At 71.3% G+C, this 17533-nt stretch carries 12 protein-coding genes and 2 CRISPR repeat arrays (1 of these 14 only partly in view); of the genes, 9 read left to right on the plus strand and 3 right to left on the minus strand.

The window, feature by feature from the left end:
• Window positions 1–53: 53 nt before the first annotated feature.
• The 3 genes from C1708_RS33150 to mobC all read right to left on the minus strand — a co-directional run bounded on the left by C1708_RS33150 (window position 54) and on the right by mobC (window position 3405).
• Window positions 54–1115 (minus strand): hypothetical protein, encoded by a 1062-nt coding sequence (locus tag C1708_RS33150; RefSeq protein WP_133169116.1) that lies wholly within the window; start codon window positions 1113–1115, stop codon window positions 54–56.
• Window positions 1116–1210: 95 nt separating this feature from the next.
• Complete coding sequence (locus C1708_RS33155; RefSeq protein ID WP_106416626.1) at window positions 1211–2974, minus strand: relaxase/mobilization nuclease domain-containing protein; 1764 nt, start codon at window positions 2972–2974, stop codon at window positions 1211–1213.
• The gene (mobC, locus tag C1708_RS33160) at window positions 2971–3405 is read right to left on the minus strand and encodes a plasmid mobilization relaxosome protein MobC (protein WP_106416627.1); all 435 of its coding nucleotides are present in this window, start codon (window positions 3403–3405) and stop codon (window positions 2971–2973) included. Before mobC ends, C1708_RS33155 begins: the two co-directional genes overlap by 4 nt.
• 246 nt (window positions 3406–3651) lie before the next feature.
• On the opposite strand from mobC, the gene C1708_RS33845 reads away from it, so the two are divergent.
• The 9 genes from C1708_RS33845 to cas2e all read left to right on the plus strand — a co-directional run bounded on the left by C1708_RS33845 (window position 3652) and on the right by cas2e (window position 16314).
• Entirely contained in the window at window positions 3652–4020 is a 369-nt protein-coding gene (locus C1708_RS33845; RefSeq protein WP_133169117.1) for a hypothetical protein, read from the plus strand.
• A 745-nt stretch (window positions 4021–4765) separates the two neighbouring features.
• Window positions 4766–6684: a CRISPR direct-repeat array (repeat unit 29 nt; unit sequence GGGACCATCCCCGCGGGTGCGGGGAGCAG).
• 284 nt (window positions 6685–6968) lie between these two features.
• Entirely contained in the window at window positions 6969–9833 is a 2865-nt protein-coding gene (gene cas3, locus C1708_RS33165; RefSeq protein WP_157951319.1) for a CRISPR-associated helicase Cas3', read from the plus strand.
• Window positions 9817–11589 carry a type I-E CRISPR-associated protein Cse1/CasA gene (casA, locus tag C1708_RS33170; protein ID WP_198602781.1) on the plus strand — a complete coding sequence of 591 codons (1773 nt, stop codon included), beginning with the start codon at window positions 9817–9819 and terminating at the stop codon, window positions 11587–11589. The genes cas3 and casA overlap by 17 nt, the downstream gene beginning before the upstream one ends.
• Window positions 11586–12266 carry a type I-E CRISPR-associated protein Cse2/CasB gene (gene casB, locus C1708_RS33175; protein ID WP_106416629.1) on the plus strand — a complete coding sequence of 227 codons (681 nt, stop codon included), beginning with the start codon at window positions 11586–11588 and terminating at the stop codon, window positions 12264–12266. Before casA ends, casB begins: the two co-directional genes overlap by 4 nt.
• Window positions 12263–13459, plus strand: a complete 1197-nt coding sequence (gene cas7e / locus C1708_RS33180; RefSeq protein ID WP_106416630.1) for a type I-E CRISPR-associated protein Cas7/Cse4/CasC — start codon at window positions 12263–12265, stop codon at window positions 13457–13459. Before casB ends, cas7e begins: the two co-directional genes overlap by 4 nt.
• Entirely contained in the window at window positions 13456–14199 is a 744-nt protein-coding gene (cas5e, locus tag C1708_RS33185) for a type I-E CRISPR-associated protein Cas5/CasD (RefSeq protein ID WP_106416631.1), read from the plus strand. The genes cas7e and cas5e overlap by 4 nt, the downstream gene beginning before the upstream one ends.
• Entirely contained in the window at window positions 14199–14987 is a 789-nt protein-coding gene (gene cas6e, locus C1708_RS33190) for a type I-E CRISPR-associated protein Cas6/Cse3/CasE (RefSeq protein ID WP_106416632.1), read from the plus strand. Before cas5e ends, cas6e begins: the two co-directional genes overlap by 1 nt.
• Window positions 14984–15955 (plus strand): type I-E CRISPR-associated endonuclease Cas1e, encoded by a 972-nt coding sequence (gene cas1e / locus C1708_RS33195; protein ID WP_106416633.1) that lies wholly within the window; start codon window positions 14984–14986, stop codon window positions 15953–15955. Before cas6e ends, cas1e begins: the two co-directional genes overlap by 4 nt.
• Window positions 15952–16314: a type I-E CRISPR-associated endoribonuclease Cas2e gene (gene cas2e, locus C1708_RS33200; protein ID WP_106416634.1), complete on the plus strand. Its 363-nt coding sequence runs from the start codon at window positions 15952–15954 to the stop codon at window positions 16312–16314. The genes cas1e and cas2e overlap by 4 nt, the downstream gene beginning before the upstream one ends.
• A 92-nt stretch (window positions 16315–16406) precedes the next feature.
• Window positions 16407–17533: a CRISPR direct-repeat array (repeat unit 29 nt; unit sequence CTGCTCCCCGCACCCGCGGGGATGGTCCC) (it continues 1283 nt past the right edge of the window).

The following is a 17533-nucleotide window of genomic DNA, read 5'->3' on the forward strand; positions in this document are numbered from 1 at the left end:
GTGTGCCACAGACCGGCATCCGGCCTGCGGCCCACACGCATCACGACGACGGACTACCGGGTCCGGCCATTCCTCGGCGCGGGTCCGGCCTGCCGGTGCGGAGCCGTCCCAGCCTCCGCGGGGACTGCGCCCTTCACCGCCTTAGTAGGGTCCACGCTCGGCGACGTCGCCCTCGCCGCCGCGGTGTTCACCGTCACCCGCGACTCCCCCGGCGCCTCGCCGGTCGGACGGCGCAGTGCGTCGCTGACGGCCTGCACCAGCCGCGTCCCGAGCTGAGCATCCGGGCCCGCCTGCCAGGACGTGTCCTTGGCTAGACGGACCAGGTGCTCACGCACATGCTCGCCGTCGGTCTCCATCTGTGCCATCCGGCAAGCCAGCAGGGGCCACTGACGGGACGCCACCAGCAGGTCCGCCTCCCGCTCGAACCCGGGCATCGCCTCGCGCACCCAGCGGGTGTACCGCTGGTTCTCCTGCGGCGAGACGGCCAACTGCGTGAGTGCCCGCTCGCGGTCGGACAGGTCGAGATCCCGGGGGAGGTCCAGCCCGGTCGTGAGTGGCCCGTAGGACAGCTGGGCGTCCCGGCTCATCACCGGCTCCGCAGCCGCCCCGAGCCCCTTCGCCACCGCCTGGTCGACGGCCAGCACCTCGTTGTGCGCAGCCGCCAGGACCTCGCGCACGTTGACGCCCCGCTCCTCCAGCCGGGCCATCGTCGCCGCCATCTCCGGCCACGCAGGAGAAGTGAGGATCGCCTCCCGCACCGGTCCCGCCGGCAGCGTCTCCCGGACGGCCCGCACCCACTGGTCGGTGGCCGCTCCCCCCGCCTTCGCCGCGACCTGGTCGCGTACGTTCACCGCGATCTCACCGACGCGCGGCAGGACCTGGTCCAGGTCGACACCGGCCTTGCGCAGCGCCAGAAGCTGCTGCGCGAGCTGCGGCCAGTCCGCCTCTCCCATCAACGCGACGGAGACGTCGGACGGAAGCAGCCGCTCGACGTCCTTGCCGATCTCGTTCACCGCCTCCTCGGCGGTCGGCAGGCCGTCTTCCTTGCCCTCCTGCCTGCGCTGCTGGTGGCGCCGCGCGGCGTCCGCGATGGCCATGACCAAGCGCGCCGCCATGACCGCAGTCTGCACCGCCTCGGCGGCGGACTCCGTGAACGCCTCCCCCGCGCGATCCTCTGGTCCCGGTGTCGTCATCCCGCGCTCTCCCCTCGTTAGCGGCCCCGCTTCGGGCCCTTGCGCTGCTCCTCGCCAGGCAGCCGCCGCGTCGGCGAGGACGCCCCCTGCTTGCGGGTCGGGACAGTCCGCCCGGCTCCCCCGGCGGGCGCAGCAGTCGTACCGCTATCGGACGCCGCGACCGCCGAACTGCGCTGCCGCTGCCATCCGTCCAGGCGCCATACAAGCACCTCAGCCACCGAGTCCGCAGAGTCCACCTCCCGCCTGGCGGCGACCGTTGCCAAGACATCACCGGGATCGTCACCGGCCTTCTCGACCTCTGCGAGCCGGGCTCTCAGGGCAGGCCACGCCGGATCGGCCAGGATCTCGCGGGCGTGCTCGGGGACGGCCTCCTGGACAGTGCCGGCCATCGGCCGGATGCCCGGCGATGTGGCCGCGCGACACCCGGTCCCAGCCCGGGCCGCGGTGCGCTTGGAGCTGGGTCGGCACTCACGTGCCGCGTTGACTCCGACGGTCACCTCGACTGCTTCGTGCAGCAGCCGCCCGGCTCGCCCGGCGGCCTCCGCCTGGACCCGGTGCTCCTGCGCCTGGTGCCAGCACCGGGAGGCCTCCACCGCAGTCACCAAGGCCAGCAGGAAGCCCAGCGCGGCGACCGTGTCGTTGCGTCCGACCGCTGACACGGAGCGGGAAAGGACGTAAATCGACTCCCGGTACAGCTCGCGCGCCTGGCCCTCCATCTCGCGTGCGGCCGGAGCCCGGGAAGCCCGCTCGAACTCGTACGCGGCCTTACGCATCTGACTGCGTACCAGGTACGGCGAGACGGTCGCGGCGACCACGATCAGGTCACCGAGCGCGGCCACGTCCCCCGCTCCCTGATGCAGTCCTCCGACACCGAGCTGGTCGGCGGCGGCGCGGACCTTCTCCGCTGCCACACGCCACACATCCGCCGACGGCTGGGTATTTACCGGAGGGCCGTTCCAGCGTTCGCGTACGCGCGGCAGGGACAGATCGGGGGCCAGTCTGGTGCCCGGGAACCATACCGGCTTCTGTTCACGGTTGCGGTCGCCCGGCAAGGCCACGGAGTAGCCGGTCACGTTGCCGTCCGGGGCAATCCTCTGCTTCACACGCAGTCCGGCCGCGGCGAGCCGCTCGAAGAAGTCAGCATCGCTCACGGCGGCCGCTGCCGCCTCACGCACAGCGCGCTGGAGCGTCTCGCGGGCAGACTCGGACAACCCTCTGCGTGCCGCCTTCTCCGCCTCCCCGGGCTTCCTCCACCTGCTCGCGGTGCCGTCTGCATGCGTCAGACGGCGCAGGCCGAACTCGACCTCGAACCCGCGCGCGGCCTCCTGCATCCGCAGTCGACTCCAGCTCGTGTCAGGTTGGCGCCCGTCCTCGCGGGCCCGGGTCGCCACGATGTGAATGTGGTCGTCAGCATGGCGTACGGCTACCCATCGGCACCCCTGGTCGTCGGTGTGCGGGGCGATGCCGGAGGCGTGCATCATCTGCCGCGCCACCCGGGCCCACTCCTCGTCGGTGAGCCTCCGATCCTCTGGGGGATTGCGCACCGCCACGTGGAAGACATGCAGAGGGGGCCTCTTGCCCCGCAGGGCATGCACAGGGGCGTCCAGCAGCAGGGCGAGATCGGGAATGGAGAACTCGTCCGACCGCGCTGGGTCGGGCACCGCGACGTCCCATGCCGCGACCATGTGCGGGTCCACATGTTCATCGCGCTTGCCCGGGCCATACAGGTAGAACAGCAGCCCGGCAGTGTCGTCGCCCGGCCGGGCCTCCTTCGGGATCACGAGCGCGGCCGCCGCTCTCTCATCACCTGCAGCGTGGCCGCGTCGACGTGCCGAACGGTCTCATTGACCAGTGCCAGCACGGCCTTGACCTGAGCGTCGGTCACCTCTCCTTGGGCGTTCAGTACATGGGCTACCTGGTTGAGGTTGTTGCCGACCCGGCGCAGCTGTGCGCGCGTCTGGATGAGTTCCTGCAGAACCCTCTTGGCGTCCGCCGAGACGGGCACCACTCGCTCGGTGGCGACGGTCAGCGACACCTCGCCGACCCATGCCGCGAGCGCCTGGTTCTCGCGGTCGGCGGCCGCCTGCACGATCGCCAGTTCGGCGTCGTTGTAGGAGATCTTGAGGCGATGCGACCGGGGCCCGCCCGGCTCGCGTCCACGGCGCCGTACCGGAGCGCTCCGCGCCTCCTTATTCGCCGGCGGCTTGTCCACGCTGGCGCCCCCCTCTCCTACCCCTCCCGGTCCATCCCTGGACCAAGATCGACGACGGCCAACCTAGTGCAGCCCGGCCGCCGATCTCCGATTACTGGGCCCAGTAACCTACAACTTGCTGCCGGTGGTTACTGCGCCCCTAAAAGACTCCGGGTGTTCATGACGTGTGGTCAAAACCGCTACTACCTGCGACACTACGGTCAAATTCCGGACGGTCGCCGGAATGGCGGACGCTACGATCACCGCATGCCAAGCGCTGATGAGATCTTGCAGAAAATGAGGGCACTCCAGGAACGCCGGGAAGTGGCCGCGGGCCCGCTTGTGGAGATCCTGGCCAAGCGGAGCAGACTGCTGGAGCAGCTCGCCGAACTCGACGAGTCGTACGGCAAGGCATACGTCGACGCCGAAGCAGCAGGCTGGACAGCGACGGAACTGGCGAAACTGGGTGCCGACGAGCCGGTGAAGCGACCGCGAAAGCGGTCACGTTCGGCAAGCAAGAGGACGAGCGGACAAACAATCGCTACGGCCACCGCGGGCAACTCGCCAGTGGGCAGTATTCCGTCGCAGGACGGTTCCTCTCCTGTTCACGCGGCGCCAACCGCTACCTCTGGCTGACAGCCGGACCCCGATCTTCCGCTCTCTGGAGTTCAGCACCTTCGTCAGCAGACCGATGGCCTCCTCGACCTGCAACCGTCATTCCCCGGGTACACAGTTTGAGTTATCCACGCTGGCTCATAGGGCGGTAGAAGCTACCCCGCAGGTGCGAGGTTCACTCAGTCTGTCGGCCCGGACTGTGGTCGCGCTGGGGAAACGAGAACATCCCCGCGGGTGCGGGGAGCAGGGCCAGATCGGCGAGATCGCCGGACTGCCCGTGGGACCATCCCTGCGGGTGCGGGGAGCGGGTGGGGTACCTGACCGGCAGCACCCCGGGCGTGGGACCATCCCCGCACCCGCGGGGAGCAGTGGCCGGTCCACTGGGGGATGGCGGCGGGGTCGGGACCATCCCCGCGGGTGCGGGGAATAGCTCGTGGACGCCATCCGCACGGTGTGCCAGATGGGACCATCCCCGCGGATGCGGGGAGCAGACGTAAACGACGGTGGTGAACCGTCCCTTCTCGGGACCATCCCCGCGGGTGCGGGGAGCAGCGCTTCACCGCCGGCGGAGCCGCCGTGGTGAAGGGACCATCCCTGCGGGTGCGGGGAGCAGGCCCCGGAGCCGCATCTTGAACGCGCCGTGCCGGGACCATCCCCGCGGGTGCGGGGAGCAGATGGCCTCGCTCGCGAACCGGGCCACTGTCCAGGGACCATCCCGCGGGTGCGGGGAGCAGCCGCTGCTCGCCGAGACCGTGCCCGACGGCACGGGACCATCCCCGCGGGTGCGGGGAGCAGGGACGCGCACCCGATGCCGCCAGCAGGGCGCCGGGACCATCCCCGCGGGTGCGGGGAGCAGATCGCCGGACCTCACGGGCCCCGCTCGATCGAGGGACCATCCCCGCGGGTGCGGGGAGCAGTTCGTCGGGCAGTCGCCGCACGTCCTGGAAGAGGGACCATCCCCGCGGGTGCGGGGAGCAGCCCGACAGCGCCCGGGCACTGCGCACAGCCGTGGGACCATCCCCGCGGGTGCGGGGAGCAGCATCCGCACTCTTTGGACGGCATCTGCCGGGGGGACCATCCCCGCGGGTGCGGGGAGCAGTACGCAGGCATGTCAGGTGCCTTCCGGTTCGGGGGACCATCCCCGCGGGTGCGGGGAGCAGCGGTCACGAGCCCGCTGACCGCGGCGATCGTCGGGACCATCCCCGCGGGTGCGGGGAGCAGGCGGTCCTGACCCGGGAGGGCTCCCTCGCGGTGGGACCATCCCCGCGGGTGCGGGGAGCAGAACGACCACCAGGACCCGGGCACCTGGCCGGCGGGACCATCCCCGCGGGTGCGGGGAGCAGAGCACCTCGTGGAAGTACCGGTTCGACGTGCTGGGACCATCCCCGCGGGTGCGGGGAGCAGACCGGCACCCGCTCCCCTGCGAGTTCCCCGAGGGGACCATCCCCGCGGGTGCGGGGAGCAGTTGGGCCGTTTGCCCGGTACGCGGGTGATCGGGGGACCATCCCCGCGGGTGCGGGGAGCAGATGTGCTTCGGAGTCCGCGGCGACGACGCCGGGGGACCATCCCCGCGGGTGCGGGGAGCAGAGCTGGTTCACCGCACCCGCCCTGTCCGGCCCGGGACCATCCCCGCGGGTGCGGGGAGCAGCACCTCGGACAGATGCGACACGCGGGGATACCGGGACCATCCCCGCGGGTGCGGGGAGCAGGAGATCCAGTGCGGCGGATGGGAGTCCTACCTGGGACCATCCCCGCGGGTGCGGGGAGCAGTTCGGCGGCGGTGGCCTGGTCGCGGGGGGCGCGGGACCATCCCCGCGGGTGCGGGGAGCAGCTCATCTTCAACCCCCGGCCCACGGGTGCCATGGGACCATCCCCGCGGGTGCGGGGAGCAGTGCCGGACGAACTCGGGGCCGGCCACGCCGTGGGGACCATCCCCGCGGGTGCGGGGAGCAGTTGCCTTCGTTCTCGACGCTGAGCCACTGCCGGGGACCATCCCCGCGGGTGCGGGGAGCAGGCCATGTTCGGCGACGAATGGGACCCGGCGGAGGGACCATCCCCGCGGGTGCGGGGAGCAGCACCCGGTGAGGGCGATCACGCTGCCCCACAGGGGACCATCCCCGCGGGTGCGGGGAGCAGCTCATGGGCGTCTATGTCACGTGGGAAGACGTGGGACCATCCCCGCGGGTGCGGGGAGCAGGGCCACCTCCAGCAGCCTTGCGAAGACGTCCGGGGACCATCCCCGCGGGTGCGGGGAGCAGGAGGTGGTGACCCTCGCCGACGGTAACGCGCAGGGACCATCCCCGCGGGTGCGGGGAGCAGGACGGCTTGGTGGCGGGCGCCTCGCCGGGGGTGGGACCATCCCCGCGGGTGCGGGGAGCAGCTGACCGCCCCCCGCAAGGCCCGCAAGTCGACGGGACCATCCCCGCGGGTGCGGGGAGCAGAAGGAAGGGCCGAAGGGCTGGTTGAAGGCGAAGGGACCATCCCCGCGGGTGCGGGGAGCAGCGTTGTGGAGCATCTGGCAGGACATCGCTCGGGGGACCATCCCCGCGGGTGCGGGGAGCAGTCGTCAGCCATCATCAACGCCGGGATGCTGTCCGGACCATCCCCGCGGGTGCGGGGAGCAGATCCAGCCGGTGAGCCCCGAGGCATCCGTCAGGGGACCATCCCCGCGGGTGCGGGGAGCAGACTGTTTGACCTGCATGTTTATCGTGGATGAAGCGCACTTTCAGCAACTATTGCAGATTCCGGCAAGTAGGACATTAGGCAACGATCCACACGTAGGACACTTCCTGTTGGATCAAGAACGAGCCGATCATCGTACGTCTCAAGGGCGCTGCTCCTCCCGCGAACAGCCTTATCTGCTCATATTGACCTACGGGCGCCGATCTTTCCTGTATCAATCCCTCATGAGCGTTGGGGGGAGTGCTCGTACGGGCCTGTGGAGCCGGCTGGGGAAGTCCGCTCGGTCCGTGTGGGCCAAGCATGATCGTGACAGCGACGGCTGGTTGCCGTTGTGGCGGCACATGGAGGACAGTGCCGCGGTGGCCGGCCTGCTGTGGGATCAGTGGCTTCCCTTGGGGGTACGGAGCCTGGTCGCTGAGGCGTTGCCGCAGGGTGAGCTGGATGCACGCGCCCTCGCCGTGTGGCTCGCCGGAGTTCACGACATCGGAAAGGCCACTCCGGCGTTCGCCTGCCAGGTGGATCAGCTCGCCAACGCGATGCGCGACCAAGGGCTGGAGATGCGTTCGGCGAGGGCGATGGGGCCGGATCGCCGGATCGCGCCGCATGGTCTGGCAGGGCAGGTCCTGCTGGGGGAATGGCTGGAGGAACGCCACGGGTGGGTGTCTTCGCGTACCGGTCAGTTCACGGTTGCCGTGGGCGGGCATCATGGGGTGCCGCCCGAGCACGGGCAGATCAAGGCGCTGTACGCGCGTGAGGAACTGCTGCGTACTCCTGGTGCGAGCAACCGTGTCTGGCGGCAGGTGCAGACCGAGTTGCTGGATGCCTGCGCCGAGCGTTTCGGCGTGGCCGAACGGCTGGATGGATGGCGGGCGGTCAGGCTGCCGCAGCCCGTGCAGGTGCTTCTCACCGCGCTGGTCATCGTCTCGGACTGGATCGCCAGCAACCCGGACCTCTTCCCGTATTTCCCCGAGGGCGCGGCCCACAACGACCAGGACCGTCTCGCTGCGGCCTGGAAAGGGCTGGACCTGCCGGCCCCCTGGCGGGCCGAAGAGCCGGACGGAAGTGTCCGGGACCTGTTCGCCTCCCGTTTCGAGCTGCCTGCGGGTGCGGAGCCGCGCCCTGTTCAGGAAGCGGCCGTGGAACTCGCCCGGGAGATGGAGACGCCTGGCCTGATGATCGTCGAGGCGCCGATGGGCGAGGGGAAGACGGAGGCGGCGCTCGCCGTTGCCGAGATCTTCGCGGCACGCTCGGGTGCGGGCGGGGTGTTCTTCGCCCTTCCCACAATGGCCACCGGCAACGCCATGTTCCCTCGCCTGCTCGACTGGCTGAACCGGCTGCCGGGAGTGGCGGGCTTACGCCACTCAGTGCATCTGGCCCATTCCAAGGCGGCACTCAACGAGGACTTCGCCGGTCTGATGGCGCGCAAGGGGCGGGTCACGGCCGTCGGCGTGGACGAAGCGGCGCCCGCGTCCGGGCAGAAGTCGGACGGACGACTCCGTGCGAGTGCCGAGCTTGTGGCGCATACGTGGCTGCGAGGGCGTAAGAAAGCCATGCTGGCCTCGTTCGTCGCGGGCACCGTCGACCAGCTACTGTTCGCCGGGCTGAAGAGCAGGCACCTGGCGCTGCGTCATCTCGCGGTGGCCGGGAAGGTCGTCGTCATCGACGAGGCGCACGCCTATGACACCTACATGAGTGTGTATCTGGACCGGGTGCTCTCCTGGCTGGGCGCGTACCGGGTGCCGGTGGTGGTGCTGTCCGCGACCCTGCCGGCCTCGCGCAGACGCGAGCTCGTCGAGGCCTATGCCGGACGGACCGGGGCGGGCGCCTCTTGGAACATGGGCACGCCGGACGCTTACCCGCTGGTGACAGCCGTTTCCCCGGGAGGGGCAGCGCCACTGGTCCGCCGCCCACGGGCATCGGCTCGGTCGACGGCCGTGCAGGTGGAGCCGCTCGTCGACGATCTGGACGTCCTCGTCGGCCGGCTGGAGGACGAGCTGGCCGACGGCGGATGTGTCCTGGTGATCCGCAACACGGTCAAGCGGGTACTGACGACGGCCCGGGTGCTGCGCGAGAGGTTCGGCGCCGAGAACGTGACCGTCGCCCACTCGTGCTTCGTCGATCTGGACCGGGCGGACAAGGACAGCACACTGCTGCGCCTCTTCGGGCCCCCGGGGAAGACGGACGCCAGGCCAACGGGCCGGCACATCGTGGTGGCCAGCCAGGTAGCGGAGCAGTCCCTGGACGTCGACTTCGACCTGCTGGTCAGCGACCTGTGCCCCGTCGACCTGCTGCTGCAGCGCATGGGCCGTCTGCACCGGCACCGACGCGGGCAGGACCAGGAGGGCCGGCCCGCACGTTTGCGGACCGCGCGCTGCCTGGTGACGGGAGTGGAATGGACGGCGGACGTACCCGCCCCGGTGCGGGGGTCGGTCGCGGTGTACGGGCGGTACGCCCTGCTGCGGTCGGCCGCGGTACTCCGCCCCCACCTCGACGGCGGGCCCCAGCGGCCGGTACGTCTCCCGGCGGACATCAGCCCGCTCGTGCAGAGCGCCTATGGAGAGGGGCCGGTCGGGCCGCAGGACTGGCAAGAGGCGATGAAGGAGGCCGGCGAGCAGTTCGAGCGGCACCGCAGCGGCCAGGCCGAGCGCGCTGCCGTGTTCCGTCTGGGAGACGTCGGCAGACCGGGGCGCCCGCTGTTCGGCTGGGTCGCCGCCGGAGTGGGGGACACGGACGACACCCCCACCGGTCGTGCTCAGGTCCGCGACAGCCGGGACAGCCTGGAGGTCGTCGTCGTACAGCGACGCGGTGACGGGAGCCTCGCCACCCTGCCATGGCTCGAGCCTGACCGCAGGAAGCGGCAGCGCGCCGGCGTCGAGCTCCCGCAGGACGCGACGCCGACGCCGTTCGCGGCCCGTACCGCCGCGAGCTGCGGACTGCGGCTCCCCCTGCAGTTCTCCGGGAAGACCATGGACCGGGCCATCGAGGAACTGGAGCAGCTGTATCTGCCCAAGTGGCAGGGCAAGGACAGCCCTTGGCTGTCCGACCAGCTGATCTTCGCTCTCGACGAGGACTGTCAGACCCGGCTGGCAGGATTCTCGCTCCGGTACAGCCCTGAAGACGGTCTCGAGGTGACCCGTGACGCAGACGACTGAGTTACCTGATCCCCCGACGGGCGAGGTGCTGTCTTTCGATTTGATCAGCCGGCCGTGGATCCAGGTGCTGCGCAGGGACGGCTCCCAGGACGAGTTGTCGCTGCTTCAGGTCTTCGCCCAGGCGCATGATCTGAGGCGTGTCCTGGGCGATCTGCCCACCCAGGAGTTCGCCCTGGTCCGTCTCCTCCTGGCCGTCGCCCACGACGGCCTGGACGGTCCCGCCGACATCGAGGAATGGGCGGAGCTGTGGGAGGACCCCGGCTGCTTCGCCCCCGTCCAGGCCTACTTGGAGGAGCACCGCGAGCGGTTCGACCTGCTCCACCCGATCACACCGTTCCTGCAGACCCCCGGGCTGCGCACGGCGAAGGACGAGGTCTTCTCCCTCAACCGGATCGTGGCCGACGTGCCGGCCGGAGAGCCGTTCTTCAGCGCACGGATGCCGGACGTGAAGCGGCTGTCTTTCGCCGAGGCCGCCCGCTGGGTCGTCCACGTCCACGCCTACGACACCTCCGGCATCAAGACCGGCATGGTCGGCGACGACCGGGTCAAGGGCGGCAAGGTGTATCCGCTCGGCACCGGCTGGGCGGGCGGACTCGGCGGCGTCTTCGTGGAGGGCGACACGCTGCGCGAGACGCTGCTGCTCAACCTGGTGGCGGCGGACACCGAAGAGCTCGGCTTCTCCCCCGACGACCGGCCGGCCTGGCGTCGTGAACCCTGCGGTCCCGGTTCCGGCGGGCGTTCCGCGACCGGTGTGCGTGACCTGTACACCTGGCAGTCGCGCCGGGTGCGCCTGCACCACGACGCGGACGGCGTCCACGGAGTCGTCCTGGGCTACGGCGATCCGCTCGTCTCCCGGAACATGCACCGCCTCGAGCCGATGACGTCGTGGCGGCGCAGTCCCGCGCAGGAGAAGAAGCTGGGGCGCTCGCCGGTGTACCTGCCTCTGGAACATGATCCGGCCCGGTCGGCCTGGCGGGGCATCGCCGCGCTCCTCGCCGACCGGCTGGAGGAAACCGGCGGCGCCGAAGGACCCTCACGTCTGCGGCCGCGGATCCTTGAGTGGGTCGCCCGGCTGGTGACCGAGGGCCACCTCTCCCGCCGTTTCCTCGTCCGTGCGCGGGTGGCGGGCGTCAGGTACGGGACCCAGCAGTCCGTGGTCGACGAGGTCGTCGACGACCGCCTGGTGATGCCGGTCGTCCTGCTGCACGCGCAGGACCCCGCCTACGCCCAGCAGGCCGTCTCCGCGGCGGAGGACGCCGACCGGGCCGTACGGATCCTGGGTGACCTCGCGGCCGATCTGGCCCGGGCGACCGGGTCCGAGGAAGAGGGGCCGAAGGCCGCGGCCCGTGCCGAGGGGTTCGACGCGCTGGACCATCCGTACCGCGACTGGCTGTCCGCCATGGCCGGGACTAGCGATCCCTTCGAGCACCGGCGTACGTGGCAGCGCCAGGTACGGCAGACCGTGGGACGCGTCGGGGACCGCCTCATCGCCGCCGCGGGTGACGCGGCCTGGGAGGGCCGGCTCCACACCGACAACAAGGGCGGCACCCACTGGCTGAACGCGGGCCTGGCCGACGTGTGGTTCCGGGGGCGGCTGGCCAGGGCGCTGGGCGACCCCGATTCTCCCGGCTCCCCTGGTTCCAGTGGTTCCGGTGAAGGGGACGCCGCCTTCGGCGACGACGGCCTGCACACGCCGGGGCCGGCCGGTCCGCCGGAAACCGATGACGCCGCGACCGCCCCGGAGGTGCACGCATGACACTCACACCCGCATCAGCCCCGCCCGCCGCAGTCCCGGTCCACCGGCGGGTCGCGGAGCTCACCGCCACGCACATCGGCCCCTGGCAGGAGGGCTACCTCAACGACAGGTCTCAGGCCGTCGCCGCTCTGGCCCGCCTGCGCCGCGGCGCAGGCCGTGAGGCGGGTGAGACGCCCGACCTGTGGAACCTGATCGACACCGACGCGCTCCACACCCCGACGGAGGGAATGCGGCCGCTGGGCGAGCAGGAACTGGTGCGTGCCGAGAACGCGCTGCACGCGGCCCTCACCCTGTGGGCCTTCCACCAGCAGTCGCGCGGCGCGCCGATGCATCGTCGGCACACCCGGGAGCGGCCGGGCGGCCTGGGGGCCGCGGTCCGGCGTCTGATGCCTGCGGACGACATCGACGAACCCGTCCGCAAGCGCCTGGTCCGCGCGGGTACCGCCCCCGACCTGGTCTCCCTCACCCAGCGGCTGCGCGACATCGTCGCGCTGCTGCGACGCGACGACATCCCGCTCGACTACGCCCTCCTCGCCGGCCAGCTCTACTGCTGGCAGTGGCCCGACGGCCCCGCCGCCGTCCGCCGCCGTTGGGGCCGCTCCTTCCACGAGCAGCGACGGCCCCGGCCGGCCTCCGACGAGAACACCACCCCGGACAGCGACAAGGACGCCTCGTGAACCGCATCTTCCTGGACGTGCACGCCCTGCAGACCGTCCCGCCCAGCAATCTCAACCGGGACGACACGGGCGCGCCCAAGACGGCCGTCTACGGTGGGGTCCCCCGCGCCCGAGTCTCCAGCCAGGCGTGGAAGCGGGCGATCCGCACCTACTTCAGGGACGAGCACCTGCTCGACCCCGCCGAGCTGGGCGTGCGGACCAAGAAGATCGTGGAGCTCCTGGCCGACCGGATCACCGGGCTCGATGATTCCGTGGGACAGGAGACGGCGCTCAAGCTCGCCGACGAGACGGTCAAGGCCGCCGGCTTCAAGACCGAGGTTCCCAAGCGGAAGGCCGACCAGGCGAAGAAGGACGGGGGCCCCGCACCTGCCCCCGAGAGCAAGTACCTGGTCTTCCTCAGCTCCCGGCAGCTCGACGGCCTGGCGCGCCTCGCCCTCGACGGCGCCGCCGACATCGCGGCGTTCCTGAAGACCAAGGAGAACAAGGCCAGGGCCAAGGAGCTCGCGGACACGCGTCACTCCGTGGACATCGCCCTCTTCGGCCGGATGGTCGCGGACGTCGCCGACATCAACGTCGACGCCGCCGTGCAGGTCGCCCACGCCCTCAGCGTTCACCGGGTCGACAACGAGTCCGACTACTACACCGCCGTCGACGACGAGAACACGGACGAGGAGACCGGCGCCGGAATGATCGGCACCGTCGACTTCAACTCCGCGACCCTCTACCGCTACGCCGCCCTCGGCGTGCACCAGCTCGCCGACAACCTCGGCCAGGGACTGCGCGAGGACGAACCGCGCACCGAGCCGGTACGCCGTGCCGTCGAAGCGTTCGTGCAGGCCTTCGTCGCCTCCCTGCCCACCGGGAAGATCAACACCTTCGGGCACCACACCGAGCCCGACGCCGTGGTCGTCAAGCTCCGCACCACCCGGCCGATCAGCTGCGTCGCCGCCTTCGAGGACCCGGTCCGCAGCGACGGCGGCGGGCACCTGCGTGAAGCCGCCGACCGGCTCGCTGCGTACGCCTCCGACGTCGAGCGGGCCTACGGCGACCCGGAGACCACTCTCACCTGGGTGCTGCGCGTCGGCCCCGCCACGCAGAAGCTCGCCGATCTCGGCACCGAGGCCGGCACGCTGCGCGAACTCGCCGCCGCGGTCGGCCAGGCCGTCGCGGAACGCCTGGAGAAGCCCGCATGAGCCGCACGAGCGTGCTCGCCCTCCGCCTGGCAGGCCCCCTGCAGTCCTGGGGGGCCTCCTCCCGTTTCACCCGCCGCACCACCGAACCGGCCCCGACCAAGAGCGGTGTCATCGGCCTGCTCGCCGCCGCAGCCGGCATCGAACGCGGCGACGACGGGCGCCTCGCCCCGCTGGCGGCACTCCGGTTCGCCGTCCGCATGGACCAGCCCGGCACCCGCATCCGGGACTTCCACACCGCCCATCACGGCGTCACCGGCGCGTCCATGCCACTGTCCGAGCGGTTCTACCTCGCCGACGCCGTCTTCGTCGCCGCGGTCGAGGGCGATCACGACCTGCTCCTCGCTCTGCGCGACGCCCTGCGCGCCCCGGTGTACCCGCCCTACCTCGGCCGGCGTTCGTGCCCGCCTGCCGAACCGGTCGACCTCGGACTGTACGAGGACACCCGCCTCGAGGACGTACTGGCGAGCGTGCCCTGGCAGGCCTCCGCCTGGTACCGCAGACAACGCCGGACCCCGCAGGCCCTGACCGTACTGCGGGAGACGGCCGCCGACGAGTCAGCCGCAGCCGCGGATGTCCAGCGTGACCAGCCGGTCACCTTCGACGCCGCCGGCCGGCGGCACGCCCTGCGCACCGTCGTCACCGACTCCGTGTCCACTCCGATCCCGTCGGGCGGCGGCGGCCCACAGGACGCACACGATCCGTTCGCCGCCCTCGAAGCCCTGGAGAATGAGAGCGCCTGATGTTCCTCTCCCGCTTCCGCGTCAACACCGCGCGGCCCGGCGCCCGCCGCCTGATGTCCTCGCCCCAGGCCATGCACGCGGCCGTCATGTCGTCCTTCCCGCACATCCTGCCCTCCGACAGCCCGGCGCCCGACGCGCCGCGCGTGCTGTGGCGTCTGGACCAGCGCGCCCGTGCCGAGGTGTTGCTGTACGTGGTCAGCCCCGACCGTCCCGACCTGACGCATCTGGTCGAGCAGGCAGGATGGCCCGCCGTCGCCGGCCCGGAGAACCCCGGCTGGCAGACCCGCCCCTACGCCCCACTCCTGGACCGGCTGGCCACGGGCGAGCGCTGGGCGTTCCGCCTGACCGCCAACCCCGTGCACACCATCCGCCGCAAGGAAGGCGAACCCCGCAAGCTCACCGCCCACCTCACCCCCGTCCACCAGATGGGCTGGCTGCTCGACGAGGAGCGCCAACAGCGCTGCGGCTTCCGCGTCTGCGAGAAACCCGCGGACCGGCGGCTCCTGCCCGAGGGCACCACCCACCAGAAACGGCCCCACCCCGGCGACCGGTACGAGCTGGCCGTACGGGACACGCGGTCCCTCTCCTTCGACAAGTCCCGCACAGCCGGCGGCCGCCAAGGCAAGCCGGTCACCGTCGTCATCGTCACCTTCGAAGGACGCCTCGAGGTCACCGACGCCGGCCTGCTGCGCCGCACCCTCACCCAGGGCATCGGCCGGGCCAGAGCGTACGGCTGCGGCCTCCTCACCCTGGCACCGCTCCCACCGTCCGACCAGCACACCGCATGAGCACCGTCTCCCGGCGCCCGGCGCTCACCTCCCGGCACCTGACGCGCACCGACGAACGCCTCTCCTTCGTCTACCTGGAACGCTGCACGGTCCACCGCGACGCCAACGCGATCACCGCCCAGGACGCGGAAGGCACCACCCACATCCCGTCGGCGACCATCGGCACCCTCCTTCTCGGCCCCGGCACACGCGTCACCCACCAGGCCATGAGCGTGCTCGGCGAGACCGGCGCCGCGGTCTGCTGGGTCGGGGAACACGGCGTGCGCTACTACGCGTCCGGCCGCGCCCTCAGCCGTTCCTCCGCCCTCATGGAAGCCCAGGCCCGCCAGTGGGCCAACCCCCGCAGCCGCCTCGCCGTGGCACGCGCGATGTACCGGCTGCGCTTCCCGGACGAGGACCCTGCCGGGCTCACCCGGCACGAGCTCCTCGGCCGGGAGGGGCGACGGGTCAAGGACTGCTACCGGGCCGAGGCCGCCCGCACGGGCGTCCCCTGGCGGGGCCGCCGCTACGTTCCCGGCGACTTCATCAGCGGTGACGCCGTCAACCAGGCCATCACCGCCGCCGCCCAGTGCATGTACGGCATCGCCCATGCCGTCGTCACCTCCCTGGGATGCAGCCCGGCCCTCGGCTTCGTCCACTCCGGCCACGAGCTGTCCTTCGTCCTGGACATCGCCGACCTCTACAAGACGCAGATCGGCATCCCGGTCGCCTTCGAAGTCGCCGCACAGGACGAGGAGGACGTCGGCTCCCGCACACGCCGCGCACTGCGGGACCGCATCAACGAGACGTCCCTGCTCAACCGGTGCGTCGACGACATCAAACGCCTTCTGATGCCGGAGGCGGCCGGCTCCTTGAACCTCGAGGGTGATCGGGACGTGGTCACGCTGCAGAGCGACCGGGACCACCAGGTCGCCTCAGGCGTCAACTACGACGGCCCCGACGAGGACTACGGAGACGAGCTCTGGTGACCGTCATCGTCCTCACCAACTGCCCCGCCGGGCTACGAGGCTTCCTCACACGCTGGCTGCTGGAAATCTCGGCAGGCGTGTTCGTGGGCAACCCCTCGGCCCGCATCCGCGACGTGCTCTGGGAAGAGGTCCAGCAGTACGCAGGCCAGGGCCGCGCGTTGCTGGCCCACACCACGAACAACGAACAGGGCTTCACCTTCCGCACCTACGACCATGCCTGGCACCCTGCCGACCACGAGGGCATCACCCTGATCCGTCGCCCCGACCCGAACGCGCCCTCACCTGGGCCTGCTCCCCGACAGAGTCCTCCCTCTGGCTGGAGCAGGGCTGCAAAACGCAGACGCTTCGGGAGAAGCTGACACGGATGGAGTCTCTTACGCCCTATATGCCGGAGTCTGAGAAAGTACTCGAAAACCGCTGCTGCACCAACTAAAACAGCAGGTCATCCAGTCTGCTCCCCGCACCCGCGGGGATGGTCCCCGGCTCACGGTGGGACTCGGCGAGGCCGTCTACTGCTCCCCGCACCCGCGGGGATGGTCCCGGATAGTGGGGCGCCAGCCCCGGGCCTGTTCTCTGCTCCCCGCACCCGCGGGGATGGTCCCTGCGGCGTGAAGTCAACGACGCGATCCGCTGGCTGCTCCCCGCACCCGCGGGGATGGTCCCGTCTGAGTCGAGAGACTCAGGTCCATGGCTGCCTGCTCCCCGCACCCGCGGGGATGGTCCCAAGTAGATCAAGCGGACGGCGCTCCCATGCCGCTGCTCCCCGCACCCGCGGGGATGGTCCCTGCCCGTGTGGGGACCGACGGAGCCCGTCCCGCTGCTCCCCGCACCCGCGGGGATGGTCCCCGCGGCGGGTCCCGTCACGAGAACCCTGACTCCTGCTCCCCGCACCCGCGGGGATGGTCCCTCGACACCGAGATGCGGATCACCACCCGCATCCTGCTCCCCGCACCCGCGGGGATGGTCCCCTCGCCCCGATCGGCCTGACCGGCGACGACACCTGCTCCCCGCACCCGCGGGGATGGTCCCAGGTCGGACATGGAGTTGACGAAGACGCGGCGCTGCTCCCCGCACCCGCGGGGATGGTCCCAGGGGTCCTGGCCTGCGGCGGAGTTTCGTTCCCTGCTCCCCGCACCCGCGGGGATGGTCCCAGCAGGAGCGACGACCTGAGCGGGCGCGGGAGCTGCTCCCCGCACCCGCGGGGATGGTCCCACCATCGGGTCGGGTGTGAGGTGCGGGCACAGCTGCTCCCCGCACCCGCGGGGATGGTCCCGTGCAGCGCATCACGCCTCGGATAGCGATGCGCTGCTCCCCGCACCCGCGGGGATGGTCCCAACCGTTCGATTCAACCCGTTCGCCCCGGTTCCTGCTCCCCGCACCCGCGGGGATGGTCCCGTCAACCTCCGCAAGGGTCCGGGTACCTCCTACTGCTCCCCGCACCCGCGGGGATGGTCCCGGTCCCGGTCGGCTCGAGGAGGGCGGGAGGGGCTGCTCCCCGCACCCGCGGGGATGGTCCCCGTGAACGGATCGCCCGGGAGACCGCCGAGCGCTGCTCCCCGCACCCGCGGGGATGGTCCC

Source organism: Streptomyces sp. DH-12 (genome assembly GCF_002899455.1).
In the GTDB taxonomy this organism is placed as follows: domain Bacteria; phylum Actinomycetota; class Actinomycetes; order Streptomycetales; family Streptomycetaceae; genus Streptomyces.

What these genes read in the sequence shown, in the direction of transcription:
- C1708_RS33150 (WP_133169116.1), bottom strand. Translation starts at nt 1,115, where the DNA reads ATGGCGGCGCGCTTGGTCATGGCCATCGCGGACGCCGCGCGGCGCCAC.
- C1708_RS33845 (WP_133169117.1), top strand. Translation starts at nt 3,652, where the DNA reads ATGCCAAGCGCTGATGAGATCTTGCAGAAAATGAGGGCACTCCAGGAA.
- casB (WP_106416629.1), top strand. Translation starts at nt 11,586, where the DNA reads ATGACACTCACACCCGCATCAGCCCCGCCCGCCGCAGTCCCGGTCCAC.
- cas5e (WP_106416631.1), top strand. Translation starts at nt 13,456, where the DNA reads ATGAGCCGCACGAGCGTGCTCGCCCTCCGCCTGGCAGGCCCCCTGCAG.
- cas6e (WP_106416632.1), top strand. Translation starts at nt 14,199, where the DNA reads ATGTTCCTCTCCCGCTTCCGCGTCAACACCGCGCGGCCCGGCGCCCGC.
- cas1e (WP_106416633.1), top strand. Translation starts at nt 14,984, where the DNA reads ATGAGCACCGTCTCCCGGCGCCCGGCGCTCACCTCCCGGCACCTGACG.